This is a genomic window from Sorangium sp. So ce362 (genome assembly GCF_051519845.1).
GTDB lineage: Bacteria > Myxococcota_A > Polyangia > Polyangiales > Polyangiaceae > Sorangium.
Genome location: NZ_CP150332.1, coordinates 3,459,715 through 3,478,874, shown reverse-complemented (window position 1 = coordinate 3,478,874; position 19,160 = coordinate 3,459,715). Strand labels below are relative to the sequence as shown.

At 72.8% G+C, this 19,160-nt stretch carries 16 protein-coding genes; 5 read left to right on the top strand and 11 right to left on the bottom strand.

Annotation, left to right across the window (positions count from 1 at the left end; translation table 11 throughout):
* Positions 1–92: 92 nt before the first annotated feature.
* Positions 93–599, top strand: coding sequence for a hypothetical protein (locus WMF17_RS13770; protein WP_437602505.1), 507 nt, complete (start codon positions 93–95; stop codon positions 597–599).
* Between the two features lie 34 nt (positions 600–633).
* Here WMF17_RS13770 and WMF17_RS13765 read toward each other — a convergent pair whose 3' ends face one another.
* The 8 genes from WMF17_RS13765 to WMF17_RS13730 form a co-directional block, all read right to left on the bottom strand.
* Positions 634–2,778 (bottom strand): hypothetical protein, encoded by a 2,145-nt coding sequence (locus tag WMF17_RS13765; RefSeq protein ID WP_437649845.1) that lies wholly within the window; start codon positions 2,776–2,778, stop codon positions 634–636.
* 19 nt (positions 2,779–2,797) lie between these two features.
* Positions 2,798–3,823, bottom strand: a complete 1,026-nt coding sequence (locus tag WMF17_RS13760; RefSeq protein WP_437649844.1) for a hypothetical protein — start codon at positions 3,821–3,823, stop codon at positions 2,798–2,800.
* Positions 3,816–4,409 carry an RNA polymerase sigma factor gene (locus WMF17_RS13755; protein WP_437602502.1) on the bottom strand — a complete coding sequence of 198 codons (594 nt, stop codon included), beginning with the start codon at positions 4,407–4,409 and terminating at the stop codon, positions 3,816–3,818. The genes WMF17_RS13760 and WMF17_RS13755 overlap by 8 nt, the downstream gene beginning before the upstream one ends.
* Positions 4,410–4,607: 198 nt before the next feature.
* Complete coding sequence (locus WMF17_RS13750) at positions 4,608–5,198, bottom strand: RBBP9/YdeN family alpha/beta hydrolase (protein ID WP_437602501.1); 591 nt, start codon at positions 5,196–5,198, stop codon at positions 4,608–4,610.
* 436 nt (positions 5,199–5,634) lie between these two features.
* Positions 5,635–6,954 (bottom strand): polysaccharide deacetylase family protein, encoded by a 1,320-nt coding sequence (locus tag WMF17_RS13745; RefSeq protein ID WP_437602500.1) that lies wholly within the window; start codon positions 6,952–6,954, stop codon positions 5,635–5,637.
* Between the two features lie 306 nt (positions 6,955–7,260).
* Positions 7,261–8,748 (bottom strand): sigma-54-dependent transcriptional regulator, encoded by a 1,488-nt coding sequence (locus WMF17_RS13740; RefSeq protein WP_437649842.1) that lies wholly within the window; start codon positions 8,746–8,748, stop codon positions 7,261–7,263.
* Positions 8,745–8,873 (bottom strand): hypothetical protein, encoded by a 129-nt coding sequence (locus WMF17_RS13735; protein WP_437602498.1) that lies wholly within the window; start codon positions 8,871–8,873, stop codon positions 8,745–8,747. The genes WMF17_RS13740 and WMF17_RS13735 overlap by 4 nt, the downstream gene beginning before the upstream one ends.
* A gap of 247 nt (positions 8,874–9,120) precedes the next feature.
* On the bottom strand, positions 9,121–10,518 hold the full coding sequence (locus WMF17_RS13730; RefSeq protein ID WP_437649840.1) for an SGNH/GDSL hydrolase family protein: 1,398 nt from the start codon (positions 10,516–10,518) through the stop codon (positions 9,121–9,123).
* Between the two features lie 240 nt (positions 10,519–10,758).
* Between WMF17_RS13730 and WMF17_RS13725 the strand changes: the two genes are divergently transcribed.
* From WMF17_RS13725 to WMF17_RS13710, 4 genes are all read left to right on the top strand, one after another.
* The gene (locus WMF17_RS13725; RefSeq protein ID WP_437649838.1) at positions 10,759–12,303 is read left to right on the top strand and encodes a sigma 54-interacting transcriptional regulator; all 1,545 of its coding nucleotides are present in this window, start codon (positions 10,759–10,761) and stop codon (positions 12,301–12,303) included.
* Positions 12,304–12,376: 73 nt separating this feature from the next.
* Positions 12,377–13,939 carry a serine/threonine-protein kinase gene (locus tag WMF17_RS13720; protein ID WP_437649836.1) on the top strand — a complete coding sequence of 521 codons (1,563 nt, stop codon included), beginning with the start codon at positions 12,377–12,379 and terminating at the stop codon, positions 13,937–13,939.
* Positions 13,940–13,949: 10 nt separating this feature from the next.
* Positions 13,950–14,816, top strand: a complete 867-nt coding sequence (locus WMF17_RS13715) for a hypothetical protein (protein WP_437649834.1) — start codon at positions 13,950–13,952, stop codon at positions 14,814–14,816.
* A 165-nt stretch (positions 14,817–14,981) separates the two neighbouring features.
* The gene (locus WMF17_RS13710; RefSeq protein WP_437649832.1) at positions 14,982–15,260 is read left to right on the top strand and encodes a hypothetical protein; all 279 of its coding nucleotides are present in this window, start codon (positions 14,982–14,984) and stop codon (positions 15,258–15,260) included.
* A 29-nt stretch (positions 15,261–15,289) separates the two neighbouring features.
* On the opposite strand, the gene WMF17_RS13705 is transcribed toward WMF17_RS13710, so the two are convergent.
* From WMF17_RS13705 to WMF17_RS13695, 3 genes are all read right to left on the bottom strand, one after another.
* Positions 15,290–15,928 carry a YdeI/OmpD-associated family protein gene (locus tag WMF17_RS13705; RefSeq protein WP_437649831.1) on the bottom strand — a complete coding sequence of 213 codons (639 nt, stop codon included), beginning with the start codon at positions 15,926–15,928 and terminating at the stop codon, positions 15,290–15,292.
* A gap of 173 nt (positions 15,929–16,101) precedes the next feature.
* Complete coding sequence (locus WMF17_RS13700) at positions 16,102–17,358, bottom strand: hypothetical protein (protein ID WP_437649829.1); 1,257 nt, start codon at positions 17,356–17,358, stop codon at positions 16,102–16,104.
* Positions 17,359–17,901: 543 nt separating this feature from the next.
* Positions 17,902–18,987: a transposase gene (locus WMF17_RS13695; protein ID WP_437649827.1), complete on the bottom strand. Its 1,086-nt coding sequence runs from the start codon at positions 18,985–18,987 to the stop codon at positions 17,902–17,904.
* Positions 18,988–19,160 lie beyond the last annotated feature (173 nt).

Below are 19,160 nucleotides of genomic sequence, written 5' to 3'. Positions count from 1 at the left end.
CGCGCCGCCCAGCAAGCGAGGGAGCGCAAAAGCGCGCCTCGCCGGTGCGGTGGTCGTCAGCCGGCGCCCGGTCTGGTAGCGTACGCGTCGAGGTGCCTGTGCTCAAGCTGCCGAAAGATCTCGTCGCCGATCCGCGCCACGACGCGGTGTCCACCCTCCTCACGAAGCACGCAGGGTTGCTGTGGGAGAGCGGTCGAAACCGGGTGGCGAGCCTCCCGATGACCGAGGCGCTGGCCACGGAGCTTCGCAATGCGCTCCTGGCCGAGCACGCCTGCCACGGCCTCGAGCTCATCGCCGACAAGCTCGCCAGCGAGCAGAAGGGGCTGGATGCGCTGGCCAGGAAGGCCCCGGAGAGCCCGCAGAACGCCCGCGCGTCTCGCCTCCTCTTTCTCGCGAACGATGGCAGCACCCGCTTCTATCGCGACTGCGACGCGCTCCTCTCCCGGTACCGACAGCGCCTCATGGCCTGCCGGCTCGAACTTCCAGGCGAGGCGCTGGGCGAGAAGGTCACGGGGAGCCCGAGGCTCATCCGGAGCGTGCTCGTCTCCGACAAGAAGGTCACCGCCAGGGCGCTGCTCGCCCTGCTCCCGCCGGACTGACCCTGGGCGACGGGAGAGCGGCGGGCGAACGACGTCAGTTCGACGTGGTGACCGGGTAGCGGTAGAAGCTCTGCGCCCATTCGATGGTCCAGATGGCGGGCTCCACGTACACGTTCTTGTCCTCGCCCAGGATCATGTCGCGCTTGATCTTCGCCATCGCCGCCAGGAAGCCGCGACGGTCGTCCTCCATCTTCGGCCTCATCACGCTGGAGGGGGGGTACAGCTCCCTGACCTGCGCCACGGTCTGCTCGTCGTCGATCCACCGGTCGACCCCGCGCTCCCCGGCCGGGAGCGGGCCTCCGCTGTCCAGCCAGTCGCGCAGATCGTTGTCCCCGCGGCTCACGCCGTCCGCGTGGCAGCCGATGCACGAGCTGCCGACGTTCTGGCGGCGGTCCGGAATGGCATAGCCGATCTCGCTCGCCAGCCTCGCGTCCGTGAGGCCCCGGTGGAGGCGGGGATCTCGCACGGCGTTGACCATCGAATCGATCCGGCGCTGGCCGAAGCCGCCCCAGAGGGCGTACCCTTGCAAGCCGTTCGGCAGATCCCAGATGACCGCCTCCTCGGACTGCTGCATCCCGTCGGTCCCTGTGTAGTAGCGGCAGTTGGAGAACTGCGCGCCGGCGTAGCTCGGCTGCGGGTCGCACCCGGGCGGTGTCGAGTTGAACGGCTGCGCCAGGGTCGCGATGAAGCTGAACGTCGCCGGCGCCACGCCGCCGCCTGTCCCGCTGACGAACTTCGGGATCGGGTACGCCCAGAAGGGGAACCGGATCTGCCCCGTCGCGTACGCTTCCTCGATCGTTTTCACGCCGTCAGCGAGCTGCCCGGTCCAGACGTCCCACGTCTTCCAGTAATACCCGCCGCTCGTCGTCCTGGCGCGCCAGTACATGCGGGAGTCGATGGGGTGGGCCTCCTTCGTCACCATGTACTCGTACGACTTCATGCCCTCGTCCTTGATCACGCCGAGCTCGGCCTCGAGATCGTGCGCGTACCAGGGGATGGCCATGATCGCGCTGTACACGTCCGGACGGGTCAGCGTGAACACCAGCTGGCTGGCCTCGATGTAATCCGTCTTGAACCCATCGACGAAGGGCGGCAGCGGATTGCCGGCCGAGGCGCCCTCGACGTTGCCCGCGAGGACGCGCCCCCACACAAGCCGCGCGAAGCTCGGGTCTCGCTGGACCTCCGCCGTGTAGCCGTATTTCTCCTTCGTCGTGACGTCGCTGCCGACCGGCTCGCCCAGGTAGTTGACGGTCGTGTACCCGAAGAAGACGTCGTCGTCCGAGCCGCCGAAATGGAGCCTTGTGACGCCCTTGTTGTAGCCCCAGTAGTCGCGGGTATCGAAGCGGTACACGATGCCCTTGCCGTTGATGTCCACCGGGTTCGCGACCTCGGGCGCCCAGCGCGCGGTGGAGTTCAGCGCCTTCGACAGCGCCACGCGAGCCACGTTGAGCTCGTCCGCGGAGACGCCGGCGTTGTGGAGCTCGTGCAGCGAGGCGTACTTGATGAACTCCGCGTCGGCCGCCGGGATCCCGGCCCTGTCCGCCTCGATCCAGCCCGTCACGTCCATCCCGGAGATCTCCTCGTCCATCGGGACGGGGCGCGGCGCCTCCGGGAGGGTCGGCGCGACAGCGGCGGCCCACGCCTGGACGGCCTGGAGCATCTGCCGGTTCGCATCCATGCAGTTCGATCCGAAGCAAGCGTGCCGGTCGACGCCCATGCGGACGACGAGCTTGGAGTCCGCCGGCTGCTTGAAGCTCACGCGCGTGAGCGCGTATTCGTGCGCCAGCTCGGCGTCGACGTCGGCGATGAGGGGCGCGGTGGCGCGGGTCTCGGTGCTGTGGCAGCTGGAGCAGCTCGCGCGCAGCAGCGGATAGAGGGCCGACGTGAAGGCCGCCAGCGAGACCGACCTGTCCACGAGCAGCGGGCAGACCTGCTCGACGTTCACGCCGCCTCTTCCATCGCTGATCTCGTTGTACCCAGCCTCGCAGTCCGAGATCTCCACCGAGCCAGCGCCCGTGCTGCCTCCGGCTCCCGGGCCGCTCCGTGTGCCGGTGCCATGGTCACCGCCGCCGCCGTCATTGCCGGGGCCATAGCCCAGGATCGAGATCCCGCACGCGGCGTTGAGGAGCGCGAGCGCCGAAGAGCAGCAGAGTGGCGTCAGGGCATGGAAGAGCCTCATGACAGAGCGTCCTGCCGGATCAATCTCCGAGCTTCTTCCTCGGGATCACGCTCTCGCCGCGCGCGTTGATGCCGGCTGCCGATTCGACACGATCGGCGTGAGGGCTGCCTGGATGCTCCTGGAGAAAGCGCCGCGCCGCCGCGTTTGCGCCCGCGCGATCTCCCTTGCTCGCCAGCGCCTCGACGCGGATCACGGCGGCCTCGTCGGCGAGCTGAGGGTCGGCGAACTCGCGCGCGTGGCGCGCCAGCAGCGCGAGGGCGGCCGCCGTATCGCCGCTTCGCAGCGCGCGCCGCGCCTTGTCGAGCAACGCCAGCTCGGAGGCCAGCGTCCGCGCGCTCCTTTCGCGCGCCCGGGGGCTGCCCGCCGCCGTCGCGGCGGGCGGGGGCGGCTCCTCGGCCGCGCGCTCCTCCGGGACGGGCGCCGGCTCCGTCCTGGCCGGGCCGGACGCGGGCGGCGCGGCGAGCGGCGACGGCGCGCCGGGCGCTTTCTGAGCCTGGTTCGCCGGCGCCGGCGCCGGCGCGTCGACGCTCGTCCATTCCGCGACCCCGAGCGAGATGATCCCCGCTACCGCGCCGATGCCGAATGCGCTCAAGAGCCCGCCCATGCCCGCCAGCTTCAGCGCGGCGACCGCGCCCGCCACGACGCCACCCGTCCCCGCGACGCCGCCCGTCCCCACCGCGCCTCCTGCCGCGACGCCGCTCGCCGCGACGCTGCCCGCCCCCACCGCGCCGCCCACCCCTGCGACGCCGCCCACCCCTGCGACGCCGCCCACCCCTGCGACGCCGCCCACCCCTGCGACGCCGCCCGCCGCGACGCCGCCCGTCCCCACCGCGCCGCCCGCCGCGACGCCGCCCGTCCCCACCGCGCCGCCCGCCCCCATCGCCGCTGCCGCGCTGCACGCGCCCGTCGCGGCGGCGGTGACGCCGAGCGCGACGAGCGTACGCCGGGTCAGGCCGATCGGCGGGCTCTCGTCGAGCGCCGCGCGGAGGAGCATCGTTTGCAGCTCACTCTCCTTCTGGTCCAGGAGGCGCTCAGGATCACTCATTGCACTCACCTCGAAAATGGGCCCGCGCCTCGAGCCGCCGCACGGCAGCCTGGAAGTGCTCGCGCGCGCGGCGAAGGCGGGAGGCGACCGTACCCGCCGGCAGATCGAGCATCACCGCGATGCTCGCCATCGTCATCTGCTCCAGCTCGAACAGCACGAAGACTGCGCGCAGATCGAGCGGCATCGTGTCGAGGATGGCGTCGATCGCCGCGCGGGCGCGGGCGCGATCCATCATCTCCTCGGGATCCGGCGCCGGGTCGACGCGCTCGCGGGGCTCCTCCTCGAAGACCTCCCGGCGCCGCTGCTGCGTCCTCCGCGCGCGCGAGGCGATCCGCAGCGCCGTGCTGAACAGGAACGCCGACTCCCGGCCGAGCTCGATCTCCCCCAGCCTCCGGGCCACCACGAGGAAGACCTGCTGCACCGCGTCTTCCGCGTCGGCGCGCGGCACGCCGAGCCGCACCAGCGAGCGCCACACGAAGGTCGAGTGCTCCGCCACGAGCGCGGCGAGGCGCCCCGTCGCCGCCAGGCGCTCGGGTGGAACGGCGGCAGGGAGATGCACCAGGTTCAGCGCTTCGCCACGGCTCACACCTCCTGCAATCTCCGGATCGCGGCGACCTGATCATCGAATCGAAAGGCCGGCGCCGACGCGGAGCGTCCGGGTGACCGCGCCCACCTCGTGAAGGAGCTGCGCCGTGCCCTCGAGCACGGACGAGCACCGCACCAGCGGCAGCGGAAATTGCCGTGTGCGACCTCCGCCTCCACCAGAGCACCCCGGACGAGGAGATCACGAGCACACACGCGTTGACACCGGCTCCACGAGGAAGGTTTGCTGCACCACGTCAGCGGGCTCGCCTGCCAGCGCGGCGAGGATCCGCTCGCCCTCGGGCCAGGGCCCGAAGCCGGCGTCGACGTTGATGTGCCCGGACGGCCCCACATTGATGAACCGGCTCCCCCAGACGCGCGCGAGGGCTTCGGCTCGCCCCAGGGTGCAGTAGGGATCGTTCGAGCTGGCGACGACGATCGAGGGGAACGGGAGCCTGACGCCGGGCAAGGGATGGAACGTCAGCGCTGCGCGCGGGTAGCTCGGCGATTCGGTGTCGGCCGGCGCGACGAGCAGCGCAGCGCGCACGGGCCGCGCGCCCAGGGCCGCCCAGTGGACCACCGCGCTCACGCCGCAGCTGTGCGCGATCAGCACCGGGGGCTCAGCGCTGCCGGCGACCGCCCGGTCGAGCGCCTCGACCCACGCGCCCCGGTCAGGGTGATCCCAGTCCGGCATCTCCACGCGGCGCGCGAAAGCGAGCTTCTGCTCCCAGAGCGTTTGCCAGTGGCGAGGGCCGGAGCCGGTGTAGCCGGGGACGATGAGCAGCGTCGGCATCGCGAGAGTTCCTCCCTGGGACGGGAGAGGTTACCGACGGAGCGGGTGAAAGTCACCCCGTCGCCGCGCGCGCCGTGGAGCGAAGGTGCCCCCCGCACGGACGTCTGACCACCGACACGACCCGCCGATACGGTCTTGCATGCCGATCTCGCCGGTGTCGGTCGCGCCCTTCTTGAGGGCGCGAATCCCCTGCCCGTTCTCGCCGACGACCGTCTGCACGCTGATGTTGAACGGCTGGGGGGTTGGCCCCCCCTTCTCCCGTGCTCGCCGAGCCACCTTCACCCCCCGCTCCCAGCGCTGGCCAGGCTGCCCCAGCTGCTCGCGCCGCCCGCGCCGCCCGAGCTGGGCCGTTGTCGCTCGATGAGCCGCAGCCCGCCAGCGCGAACAGAAAGGTGACAGCACAACGCTTCATCAACGTGATTCGCGTGGGGGCCCGCTACGGTGACAGGGTGAGCGAGCGCTCGTCGAGCGCGACCTCGTAATAACCGTGGTCGTCCCACGCGAGCGCGCGGCCACCCTGCCTGAGCGTGCCGCCGTCCACCTTCACGCGCACGAACTTGCCCGGCGGGAAGTGATCCGGCAGCGTCCATGTCCAGGTCGTGTTGCTGCCGGACGTGGCGCGCATGGCCGACGAGAGCGCCTTCTGGCCGGCCCAGTACGCGCCGACATTGACCACCGTGTCGAGCCACACGTCGCCGAGCGCCTTGCCGTGCCTCATGCTCCCGGTGACGCTCGACAGCTGGACCCCCGCGTACCAGTTGTCCCCCGGGAGGATCGAGTGGAACAGGAAGATGACCCACCTGCCGCCCGACCTCGCCGCGTCGATGTCGGCGTTGAACGTGCTCGCGCTCTCTCCCCCGTTCGCCATCTTGGTCGGCAGATTCCACGGGTTCGAGCTGTCGTTCGGGGCGATGGTCCCCCCCTGGACGCCGCGGTTCAGGAAGAACCTTGACTGCGCGGGGCTGCTCCAGCCCGCGTCCCCGAAGGGAGAGGCCATCGTCCAGACCTGCTGACCGTAGTGCTCTTCAATGTAGCTCGTGCACTCGTCGATCTCCGCGAGCAGGCTGCCGGCCGACCCGCCCGCGCATTCGGTCATGTTGGCGTGGCAGTGGTGCGCCGTGTGGTTGCCGAGCTCGTGGCCGTCCGCGGCCGCCCGCGTCCACGTCGCGTCGAAGTTCGCCAGGCCGCTCCTCCCGCTGTTGAGGTACCACGTCATCGGGACGCCCTCGGCCTGGAGCGCCGCGTAATGGGTGATGTGCGACGGCTGGGCATCGTCGAATGAGTACGAGACGGCGCCCCTGAATCCCGCCCAGTTGATCACGACCAGGTTCCCCGGGGTGCCGGACGGCCTGGCCACGCCTCCGCCAGGCGGGACCGGCAGCCCCGAAAGCACGCCCGGACCGCTGCCGCCGTCTCCGCCGCTGCCGCCGTCTCCGCCGCTGCCGCCGGCACCGGAGCCGTCTCCACCGCTGCCGCCGGCACCGTCGCCCCCCGCGCCGCTGCCGCCGGAGCCGCCCGCGCCGCTGCCGCCGCTTCCGCCCGCGCCGCTTCCGCCGGAGCCGCCTCCGCCGGAGCCGCCTCCGCCGGAGCCAGCCGCGCCGCCCGCGCCGCTGCCGCCGCTTCCGCCCGCGCCGCTTCCGCCGGAGCCGCCGCCGCCGCCGCCGGAGCCAGAGGAGCTCGCGCCATCGCCCGTGCTGGCGCTCGTTGCCTGACCGCCGGAGCCGCCGCCGCCGGAGCCGGGCGTGCCGCCGCTCACGCTGCTGGACGTACCGCCGGTCGTCGAGCTGGTGCCCGAGCCGCTCGGCTCGCTGGCGCAGCCCGCCAAAATGATCGCGCAGACACCTGAAATCAAAAGCAAACTACGCATGTTGACCCTGCCAAGCCAAGAGTCTTCGATTCACCGAGGGACCGAGAGAATACACGTTCTACCGGCGAGAGATCGCGCGGAGTATCCTGCTTGGCGAGGGCGCGCTACGTCCGGTAACACCCGTCGGCGCGGCGCTACGATCGGTAACGCACGGATCGCAGCGACCCGCGCGGCGCGGCGCGGTCGACCGGCGGCTCAGGAGCGCGGCCGAGGGATGCCGAGGCGCTGGCGCCGCTCCCAGAGGGCCTTGCGGCTGATGCCCAGGCGGCGGGCGATCTCCGTCTCGGTCAGCTCGTGCTGGTGCTCGAGGACGAAGCGGCGGAAATAGCCCTCGAGCGAGTCGGACGGGGGCTCGCTCTCGTGCGCGGCCGAGGCGGGAGCGGGCGCCGCGGGCTGCGGCGCGTCGTCGAGCCCGAGCAGGGCCACCCCGATCCGGCTGCCCTCGGCGAGGACCATGGCGCGGTGGATGGCGTTCTCCAGCTCGCGGACGTTGCCCGGCCAGGGGGCCGCCGCGATGGCGGCGCGCGCCTCCGGCGACAGCGCGAGCGGCAGGTGGCCCGTCGTCCGCGCGCGCCGCGTGAGCAGCGACTCCGCGATGCGCACCGCGTCGCCCGGCCGCTCGCGCAGCGGCGGCAGGCGGATCTCGAGGACCCGCAGCCGGAAGTAGAGATCGCTCAGGAACGACCCCTGGCGCACCATCGCCGCGAGATCCCGGTGCGTCGCGGCGATGAGGCGCACATCGACGCGCCGGGCCTGCGTCGCGCCCACGCGCCGCACCTCGCCCGTCTGCAGGAAGCGGAGGAGCCGCGCCTGGACCCGCGCCGGCAGCTCGCCGATCTCGTCGAGCAGGAGCGTCCCGCCCTCCGCGGCCTCGCAGAGCCCCGCGCGCGCCGAGAGCGCGCCCGCGAAGGCGCCGCGCTCGTAGCCGAAGAGCTCGCCCTCGATCAGCCCCTCCGGGATGGCCGCGCAGTCGACCCGGACGAACGCGAACTGCCGCCGCGGGCTCAGCCGGTGCACGGCGCGGGCGAGCGTCTCCTTGCCGGTGCCGCTCTCGCCGAGCACGAGCAGCGTCGCCTCGCTCGGCGCGACCTTGCGCACCCGCGCGAACACCTCCCGCATGGCCGCCGAGCCGCCGATCATGCCCTCGAGCTCGTCGTCGTCCGGGGCGGGCGGCATGGAGGCCGACGCGGGCGGCGGGTACGAAGGCGCAGGCGCCATCGAGGCCGACGGGGGCGGCATGGAGGGAGGCGCGAGCGGCATGGATGAAGGCGGGTACGAAGGCGCGGGCGACGATGGGCGCGCCGCGCTCTCCGCGGGCGCGCTCTGCCCGGAGCGCGCGCCGGCGAGGTGGTGCTCGACGAGGGCGACGAGCTCGGCGTGATCGAACGGCTTCGAGAGGTAATCCGCGGCACCCCGCTTCACCGCGTCGACGGCCGCCTTCACGGTGGCGTAGCTCGTCATGAGCACGACCGGCGCGCCGCCGCACCGGCCGACGAGCTCCGTGCCCGGCGCGCCGGGCAGACGCACGTCGGCGAGCACCAGCTCGAACGCGCGCAGATCGTCGGCCGCCTCGGCCTCGGCGATCGACCCCGCCTCGACAACGTCGTGCCCGTGGCGCGCGAGCAGCCGCCGGAGCTCCGTCCGGATGACGACCTCGTCCTCGACAAGCAGGATCCGGCTCACGGCGCCACCTCGGGCCCGCGCCGTGCCCCGGGCGCGCCCGCGTGAACGTCGCGGCGCAGCGCCTTCCGGACGAGCGGCGTGAGCTCGCGCGTCGCGCCGGCCTCCGCGTCGTCTCCTCCGCGCATGGGAGCAAGGCTACTCAGGACCGGAACGGCTGAACACGTGCGGAAATACGCCGCAACGCGTCAATGTGAAACAATTCAGTTTTCTGCGTTACAGATCCTGGCGCGAGGTCACCGGGAGTTACCGATCGTGGCGCCACGCGAGGGTCGAGGCGCCTTCCTCGCCGGCGGAGCGGGGGTCTTCGCCGGGCGCGCGGGAGCTCGGAGCTCCGCGCGCCCGACCGGGCTCCCCCCGCGATCGGCGTCCGCTTTACTTGCTCGTGAACAGCGAGAGGTCGATGGCATTCGCCATCGCCTCCAGGCCAGTCGGGTTCAGGTGCAGCCCATCATTCTCGAAGTCGAGGCTATCCTGCAGCTTTGTAGGATCGCTGGGGTCGACGACCGCCGGATCCATATCGATGACCGCGTCGAACTTGTCGCTCGTGCGGATCCAGGTGTTGACCGTCTTACGGGTGGCCTCGTGCGCGTCGGAGTAGTACCCGTTGCCTTTGAACGGCAGGATGGGCACGCCGTAAACGAGCATCTCTTTCGCGTGCGCCTTGTCGATGAACTCGCCATAGGCCGCGATCAGACCGTCGGCGACGGGCGGCGCGCTGTCGTTGCCGATGTCGTTCACGCCGATGAAAATGATGACCCAGCGAGCCCCGCGCTGGTCCAGGATGTCGCGCTGGTAGCGCAGCTTGGCGGTCGGCCCGAGCCCGCCGGCCAGCACGGTGCCCCCGCCGATCCCCAGGTTCAGCACGGCGACGTCCTCGGTCCCGGGATTGGCCCGCAGCCGGCGAGACAGGAAGTCCGGCCAGCGCGTGTTCCCGTCCGTGACCGAGCCGCGGCCGTCCGTGATCGAGTCGCCGAGGATGGCGATCGCCGCGGCCGAGGGGCCGGCCATGACGTCGAGGCCCGTGATGTAGTACCAGTGAGCGGTGCTCACCGGCGACGACAGCGTCGGCGACGAGACCCCATCGCCGGTCTGGATGTACGAGTTCGTCCGTGAGCCCGGGTGCCCGGTGATGCCGGCCGGGACGCTGCCGAACCGGATGGTCACCGCGAGCTTGCTGAGGGGCTTGAGCGCGTAGTCGATCGGATCGGAAAAGACGGTCTTGCCCACCGGGATCGTCACCGACGCGGCGCCCTCGAAGGTCAAAGCCTTGTCGGTGCTCGCCTCGATGCCGTCGGCGGTCGTCGAGTCGGCGATGTGCACGGAGCTCATCGTCACCGGCCCGTCGCCGAACTCGTTCGAGAGCAGCAGCCGCACGTTGCTGCCTCCGATCGAGGTGTACACGACCTGACGCAGGGTGTTGTTGGCGAGGCCCGGCGCGGGCGGGTTGTTGCCCGGCTCGGTCAGCTGCGGACCGGTCGTCCAGGTCCCGACCCAGCGCTTCTCACCTTCACCGCCGCCGCCTTCGCCGCCCTCGCCACCTGCGCCACCTGCGCCACCCTCGCCACCGGCTCCGCCGGTCCCGGTCGCGGTCGAGCCGCCCCCTCCAGCGTCGTTGCCGCCAACTCCGGTGCTGCCGGAAGCCTCCGTGCTGCTGGAGCTCGTCGCGCCTCCCGAACCGGTCGTCGCGCCGCTCGTCGCCGCGGTTCCGGGTGAATCATCGCCGCAGGCGGTGATCGATAGAAACAGAAGTGCGTAAAGAATTTTCCGCATGATCCTCGTCCAATGCTATGTCACTTACACTCGCCGCCCACGGTGCCACAACGGGGCTCAAGAGACGACATGTTTCATTCCCGGAAGAGGCGCGGTTGATCTCGATGCCGCGATGTGGCGTTACGATCGGTAACACCCCGGCGAGATCGCGTTGCGCTCGGGGCCCCGCCTCGCCGGCGTGTGAACGGTCACGCGGCGGCGCCGCGTGACGCCGGCGCGGAGGCCTGATGAGATGGGGGTATGCCCCCGTGGAACGACGACGACGCCGCAGCCACCGAGCTCCTGCCGGGGCCGATGCGCCCCACCGCGGCCGCGGCCGAGAGCTTCGCCCTCTCCGTCATGGCCGGCCCGGACGAGGGCCTCCGGTTCACCGTGGCGCCGGGGCTGCCCGCGCGCGTGCTCGCCGGCACCAGCCCCGCCTGCGACATCCCGCTGACCGACCGGCTCGTCTCGCGCCGCCACGCCGCCTTCGAGCTCGCCGGCGACCGCCTGCGCGTCACCGATCTCGGCTCGACAAACGGCACCTTCGTCCAGGGGATCCGCGTCGGCGACGCGTACCTGCAGGGCAGCGAGCTCGTCAGGATCGGCGAGACCGTGCTCCGCGTCGAGGCGCTCGGCGTGACGCAGGCGGCGGAGCTGTCGCGCGCCGTGCGCTTCGGCAAGCTCGTCGGCGCCAGCGAGGAGATGCGGCGGCTCTATCCGCTGTGCGAGCGACTCGCGGCCTCGAGCGTCCCTGTCGTCATCGAGGGGGAGACGGGGACCGGCAAGGAGGTGCTCGCGGAGGCGATCCACGAGCAAGGGGTGCGGGCGGCCGGGCCGTTCGTCGTGTTCGACTGCACAGCGGTGCCGCCGACGCTCGTGGAGTCGGCGCTCTTCGGTCACGAGCGCGGCGCCTTCACCGGCGCGAACGAGGCCCGCCGCGGCGTCTTCGAGGAGGCGCACGGCGGCACGCTGCTGCTCGACGAGATCGGCGATCTCGATCTCGCCCTGCAGGCCAAGCTCCTGCGCGCCATCCAGCGATCGGAGGTGCAGCGCGTCGGCTCGAACCGGTGGATCCGCGTCGACATCCGGGTGCTCGCGGCGACGCGGCGCGATCTGGAGCGCGAGATCCAGGCGGGCCGGTTCCGGGATGATCTGTTCTTCCGGCTCGCGGTGGCCCGGATCGAGCTGCCGCCGCTGCGCAAGCGGCGGGGCGACGTGACGGTGCTCGCGCACCACCTCTGGCGGCAGCTCGCGGATCGCGGGGCGCCGTTCCCGCAGGGGTTCAGCGAGCGGCTTTCGGACTACGACTGGCCGGGCAACGTGCGCGAGCTCTACAACGCCGTGGCGCGCCGCGTGGCGCTCGGCGAGGCCGCGCCGATCGAGACCACGCGGGCCGGGCTGACCTCGGCGGGCGCGCCGGCCTCGTCGGCCGGGCCCGCGTCGACGGCCCAGCCGGGCGGGCCCGCGTCGACGGCCCAGCCGGGCGGGCCCGCGTCGACGGCCCAGGCGGGCGGGCCCGCCTCCGCGGCGATGCCGCCGTCCACGCCCGTGCCCCCGGCGTCGGCCGCGGGCGCCGGGGCCGGCGAGGGCGCCGAGCCTGCGACATCGGACGACATCATCGAGGAGATCCTCGCGCTCGACCTGCCCTTGCCGCGCGCGCGGGAGCGGATCGTCGAGCACTTCGAGCGGCGCTACGTGCAGCGCGTCCTCGCGCAGCACGGGGGCAATGTCCGGAGCGCGGCGGCCGCGTCGGGCATCGCGCGGCGGTACTTCCAGATCCTGCGCGCGCGGCGTTCCACCTGAAGATGCGGCGCGCGCGGCGCTCGACCCGACATGTCGCCGCGACCTCCGCCTCGGGCGTGGTATCGTCGCGCCGATGTTGCGGGCCCAGGGCGGCGCGTCGGCTGTCGTCCGCTACCTGCTCTTCGACGAGATCGGGGCCGGCGGCATGGCGACGGTGCATCTCGGCCGCCAGCACGGCGCGGCCGGGTTCCGGCGGACCGTCGCGGTCAAGCGGCTCTACCCGCAGTTCGTCCGGGATCCCGAGCTCGTGGCCATGCTCCTCGACGAGGCGCGCGTGGCGGCCCGCGTCCGGCACCCGAACGTCGTCTCGACGATCGACGTCGTGTCGAGCGGGGGCGAGGTGCTGCTCGTGATGGAGTACGTGCACGGCGAGTCGCTGGCGCGCCTGCTCCGCGCGGCGACGAGGGACGGCGGCGCGCCCCCGCCGCGCATCACGTGCGCGGTGCTCGCCGGCGCGCTCCACGGGCTGCACGCGGCGCACGAGGCCACCACCGAGGACGGCGCTCCGCTCGGCCTCGTGCACCGCGACGTATCGCCTCACAACCTGCTCGTCGGCGAGGACGGGGTGGCGCGCGTGCTCGACTTCGGCGTGGCCAAGTCCGCCGGGCGGGCGCAGATCACGCGCGACGGGCAGATCAAGGGCAAACTGGCCTACATGTCGCCCGAGCAGATCGCGGGCGAGCCGCTCGACAGGCGCGCGGACGTGTACTCGGCCGGGGTGGTGCTGTGGGAGACGCTGACGGGCGAGCGCCTGTTCGAGGGGCGGGGCGAGGCGCTCTCCATCCTGCGGCTGCTGCAGGCGGGCGTGGATCCGCCGAGCGCCCGCCGGCCCGGGGTGCCGCCGGAGCTGGAGGCGATCACGCTGCGCGCGCTCGCGCGCGGTCCGGAGGACCGGTTCCCGACGGCGCGCGCGATGGCGCTCGCGCTGGAGGCGACCGGCCTCGCGGCGTCGACCTCGGAGGTGGGCGGGTGGGTGTCCTCGCTCGCGGGCGAGTCGCTGGCGCAGCGCGCGGCGCTGATCGCCGCGATCGAGCCGAGGGCGTCGACCCCGAGCGCGGCGCCGGAGCTCGGGACCGGCCCGGCGGAGGCCGCCGCAGGCCCGGCGGAGGCCGCCGCAGGCCCGGCGGAGGCCGCCGCAGGCCCGGCGGAGGCCGCCGCGTCGAGCGCACCGCAGGCCGCGAGCCGGCAGCGCTGGGGCGCGGTCGCGGCGACGGGCGCGCTGCTCACCATCGCGGCGGCGGCGATCGGCCTCGCGCGCGCCGAGGCGCCGCTGCGCGTGCGCGCGAAGGCCGGCGTCGCGGCGGCGGCGGCGCGGGCGCGGGGCGCGGCGCGGCCGGGTGCGCTCGCGCATCAGGCGCCGTCCGTGGCCGGCGGCGCCAGCACGGGCGTGCCGGGGGCGCGGGCCGCGGTCGTGGCGCCGGGCACGTCAGCCGAGCCGGGCACCGCGAGCGCGCAGGGCACGTCAGCCGAGCCGGGCACCGCGAGCGCGCAGGCCGCGCCCGCCGCGCGGGCCGCGCCGGCCGCCCGCCCCGGCCCGCGCCGGCCGCCACGCCGCGAGCCGGCGCGCGACGGGTGCACTCCACCGTTCGTCATCGATGGACAGGGCCACAAGCGCTACAAGCGCGAATGCTTCTGACGGAGGCCGGATGAACCAGCGCACCCCTCGCCGCTCCCTCGTCGTCGCCGCCGCCCTCTCGGCCCTCGCCTGCCTCCACCCGGCCCGCGCCCTGGCCGGCGACGCCGAGGCCTGCTTCACGGCCTCCGAGGAGGGCCAGCGCCTGCGCGACGAAGGCCGGCTGCGCGAGGCGCGTGCGCGCTTCATCGCGTGCGGCGGCGCCGCCTGTCCCGCCCTCGTCCAGTCGGACTGCGCGGGCTGGCTCTCCGACGTCACCGCGCGCGTGCCGACGCTGATCGTGAGCGCCCAGGACGAGCAGGGCCACGACGTGGCCGACGTGCGGCTGACGATCGACGGCGCGCCCCTCGCCGCGCGGCTGGACGGCAAGGCCGTCGAGGTCGACCCGGGCGAGCGCGTGCTCCGCTTCGAGCGCGCGGGCAGCGCTCCCGTGGAGCTACGGCTCGTGGTGCGCGAGGGAGAGAAGCTGCGCCGCGTCTCGGCCCGGCTCGCCCGGTCGGCCGCGCCGGAAGCGGGCGCGCTCGCGCCCCGCGAGGACCGAGCCGCGTCGTCGCCCGCGAGCGCGCTCTTCCTGCCCATCGCGCTCGGCGGCGCCGCGGTCGTCGGCGGGGTCGCCTACGCGGCGTTCGGCCTGAGCGCGCGCGCCGACACCGAACGCCTGCGGACGACCTGCGCGCCGCGCTGCACCGAGGCGGACGTCGACGCCGTGCGGACCAAGGTCCTCGCCGCGAACATCGCGTTCGGCGTCGGCGTGGCGGCGCTCGGCGGCGCCGTGGCCGCGCTCCTGCTGCGCCGCCCCGACGCCGCCTCGCCCGCCGCCGCCGTGCATGGGGTCCTCTTGCCCGGGGGCGCCGCCGCGGCGCTCGGCGGCCGGTACTGAGGGGCGGCTGCTCGATTTCAACGGATCGACCTGGCCACGCACAGCATGCCGCTGCGGCATCGCCGACTTGCGATAAACGGCCCGCAGCAGATCTTCCCTGTCTTCCCGGCGGAGCCCTTTCGCCCCCTCGATCCGACCTCGGGAAATCGATGGATCCTCTCGATTGTGGCGCTCTTCTCCGCGCTGGGGATGGGCGCCGCGGGCCCCGCGGCGCACGTGGAGGAGCCGGCGGCGAACAGTCCGGCATCCGGCGAGGCTCCGGCGAACGGCGCGTCGGCGGACACCCCGAGCGGCGATTCGCCGATCGAGACGCCGGACCAGCCGTGCAAGCTGGACAGCTGTCTCCGCCCTCATGACCCCTGCACGTGCAGCAATACAGGGTGGGCCGGATATCGCGGCACCGGCCCGCACCACCCTGGGTGTCTGTACTGCCGCTGCGATTGACAGGCGCCGACGGAATCGGCGAGGGCGGCTCACTCCGCAGGGGACCGGGGCGCCTTTGACGGTCGACGCCCTTCCGGCACGATGGTCTCACCGCGCGCCAGCATCGCCACAAGATCCGCGATCTTCTTCGCGCGCCCCGCGGGCGTCTTCATGTTGCTCACGCGGAACGCCAGCGCGAACAGGTTCTGTCGCCCGAGCGTCCGAAACGTCTCGTGAGCTCGTGGGTTCGCCTCGATCGCGGCGCGAAGATCGTCGGGGAGGGTGTCCTGGGTTGCGCTGCGCATCGGCGCGTACGCCGCATCCCAGCGGCCATCGGCCTTGGCCGCGTCCACCTGCCGCTGCCCGTGGGGCGTCATGCGCCCCGCGGCGGTCAAGCGGGCGATGTTGTCGCGGTTGATCTGACTCCAGACGCTCCGCGCCTTGCGCGGCGAGTACCGCTGCAAGAACGAGGCTTCATCCAGGGCTTTTCGGATCCCGTCGATCCATCCCCAGCAGAGCGCCACGTCGAGCGCTTGCGCGTTGGTCACCGTCGGCACGCCGGAGCCCTTCTTGTAGATCCTCAGCCACAGCTCCGTCTCCTGCGCGTGGTTTACGGCCAGCCACGCCTCGAGCTCGGCTTCGGTACGGAAGCTCTTGATCTTGTTCTTGTCGGGAACGATCGTCGCCATGCGGTCTGCCTCGCAGCGCGGCCATCCTACGGCGAGCCCGCCGAGGCGACCAGCGCCGAGCTCGTCGAACGCCGGATCGCCCGAGCTCGCCTCGGGGTCGAGTTTCAGCTCTCCCGGGAGGCTCCCGGCAGGAGCGGACCGCGCGGCGCGCGTGCTGGCCCCCGGCGCGGGGCTCAGCGTGCGGTCCGCGAGAGCGATGCCTCGTCGAGCTCGTCCTCGGCAGCGCGCTCGAGCGCGGCGCGGAGCTCGTCATCGGCCGTGGACTCGGCGGCGACGCGGATGAGGCTTTGCGCCTCGGGGTATCCGGTGACGCGCAGGAGGAGGGCAGCGCCGATCCGGCGATCCGGCGGGGCGCTGGCGTCGTCCAGGGTGTGGAGCACGTCCTCGGGCGTCAGGCCGGTCGCGCGGTAGTCGCCTGCGGTGAGCATCTTGCGGAGATCCTCGCGCCAGGCCGCGGGATCGCGGCCGCGCCGCTCCAGCGCCTCGGCGCCTGGCGGGGCCGCGCCCCCCGCGGCGCGCTCGTGCGCCTCGCGGATGCGCTGCGCGAGCGCCTCGGCCAGGCTGCGCCCCGCCCGGAGCTCGGCCGGGACATCGTGACCCTGTCGGAACAGGAAGAGGCGGTCGTCGCGCGTCTGGATCGCGGTGAGCTCGGTGTAAGGGAGCCAGTCGCGCGAGAAGTCGCGCTCGACGAGCACGCCGTCGCTGCCCACCACGACCCGCGTGGGGCGAGCGCCTCGGCTGATGAGCCAGGCAGGCAGCAGAGAGAGCACAAGCCATCTCGCCGCGAACGCGGCGTAGTCGAGGGGCGAGCCGCGGAAGCTGTCGGCCCTCAAGAACACCCAGTGGAAGCAGAGCATGGAGACGAGCAGGAAGGCACAGCCGGCCGCGAGCTCGCGGCTGGCGCTGCCGAGCGAGACCGCCACGCGCCGCGCCGCCGGGCCGAGGCCGAGGGCCGCGAGCAGCCGCGCGCCCTCCTCCTCGCGCTCGACCTGCACCTCGAGCAGCCGCCCGCCGCGGAGCTCCAGCGTGACGTGGGAGCGCGGCTCGGGCACGACAAGGCCGGAGCGGATCGCGGCGCGCGGGATCCAGCGAGCCGCGGCGCCGCGGGTGAGGCGCAGGCCGGTCGCGCAGGCCGCCACGCGCACCGTGCCGCGCCGGGTGAGGGGAGCGGCGGTGATGGCGGCGCTCAGCAGCGCGAGGAAGATGCCGGCGAGCATGCCGGCTCCACGCCAGGCCCCGACGTCGCGGGCGATCTGGCCGAACAGCGGTGAGGCGAGCTTCCGCCCGAGGACGGCGGCGAGCTCGCTGACGAGCATGGGGCCGGCGATCGAGAGCAGCGCGAGCGCCCCGAGGACGCGTCCCAGGCCAGGGTGGCGCTGCGCAACGCGGGAGCTCGTGAGCTCGAAGGAGGGTCTGGAGGGCGGCGGCATGCGGCGGAATTGTCGCGTCAGCAGACCCGGGCCCGAACACAAATCGCGTCACCCGGCCGTGCCAGGCTCGCCGATCACCGTGCATGTCCCGGATCTTCGACCCGAAGACGGCCAGCGCCCGCGCCCAGGCCGGCCGCAACCGCTGCCAGGCGGCGACGCCGCGATGCCTTCGCCGTGTGGGTTACCGAAGCGGTCACGACCGGGCATTTCATCCAGAGTGAAATAAGACAACCGGAAAGGGGGCCGTCGTATCTCGACGTTCCAGCGCCTTCGGTGTCGCTACGCGCTCGCTCCGGTGATCGGTCGACGTTTCCCCTGTAATTACGCCGGTCGTCAAGGTCGGCCGCGGCGGGTTGGTCAAAATTGACCGGTGCCTCTCGACAGCCTCCGGGTTGAGTTTCAACTCTCCCGGGAGGCTCTCGACAGCCTCCGGGTTGAGTTTCAACTCTCCCGGGAGGCTCCCGACAGGTGGTGCTGCACTTTGCCCCAAAGTGCAGCACTCGCGCTCAAAGTACAGCACTCTGCGGAAGCGAAGTGCAGCACTCACGACCCCTCCGGGGGATCGAACAGGGACAACTGGACCGGGCCGGGCGGCGGCTCGGGAGGAGGCGGAGGAACGGCCTGGACCGGGGATGCCGGCGGAGGCGGTGGCTCGCTCTTGCGGCGCTGCTTCAACGCGGGCGTCGGCTCGGTCACGAGGCGCAGGAAGCCCCGGTTGTTCGGGAGCGCCCGCGCCGGCGCGGAGGGCTCGCGATGAGTGAGCGGCTTCGCCTCGGGGGCGGCCCCCTCCGCCTCGGTCAGGAGCGTGTCCAGGAGCTCGTCCAGCGTCCACACGTGGTCGGTGATGCCGGCCTGCATCGCGGGCGTGACGCGCAGCGTGCGGATGACGCGGGTCAGGTTGTACGCCACGTAGTTCAACGCCACGGCTGCGGCGTGGTGGTCAGCCTTCTTGCTGAAGGCGTAGCAGAGGCGACGCATGCGCCCGTTGCTGTGGCGCGTGGAGCCGTTCAGGCGCTCCACATACGACGTCGACGCCTTGGCCGGGTCGGGCGCGCCGTAGACGGTCGTCTTCGTGATGAACGGGTCGCGCGGCGGCTCGTACCGGTGGTCATCGTCGCGCCGACCCCGGCTGCCGGAGCGGTAGTTCTTGACCGTCTGCATGTAGTCGATGGTCTTGCCGAAGGACGCCCCGACGGCAGAGATGTACGGGGCGAACCCGTCGCTGGTGAGCTGCGGCATGACCAGCATGCGCGCCCGCAGGTCAGCGATGAAGGCGTCGGTCGTCGCCTGCTCGCGCTTGCCGACGCGCCAGGAGATGACCATGCGGCTCGTCGCGTCGATGGCCACGAAGGTGTACGCCTCGCCCACGTCGGGCGGGTCCTTCTCGGTCACGCGGGACTGCTTCTTCTGGACGAAGGACCAGATCTCGTCCACCTGAACCAGGCTGCACTGCACGTCTCGCACGAGGCGGTCATGCAGGCGCACCGCGCCGGCACCCAGCGCCAGCAGGAGGCGCGTGATGGTGCGGTGGTTGACCTCGGTCATGCGCTCGACCGCCCGGATGCTGTTGCCATCCAGCAGGGCAGCCAGAACGCGCACGCGCTTCTCCGCCGGGAGCACGTTCGCCACGGGACCCTTGCCTTTCTCCGGCGGAGGGCCCACGATCCGGTCTGCCAGGACGTCGGACGGGTCGCACCGCTCGGCTTCTGCCGCCCTGCTCTCAGTTTGCCGCTGGGAGCGGGGCGCTTTCGTCTAAGGTCCTCTGATTATAGCGATTTTACCGGCGAAGACCGCTCGAAAGG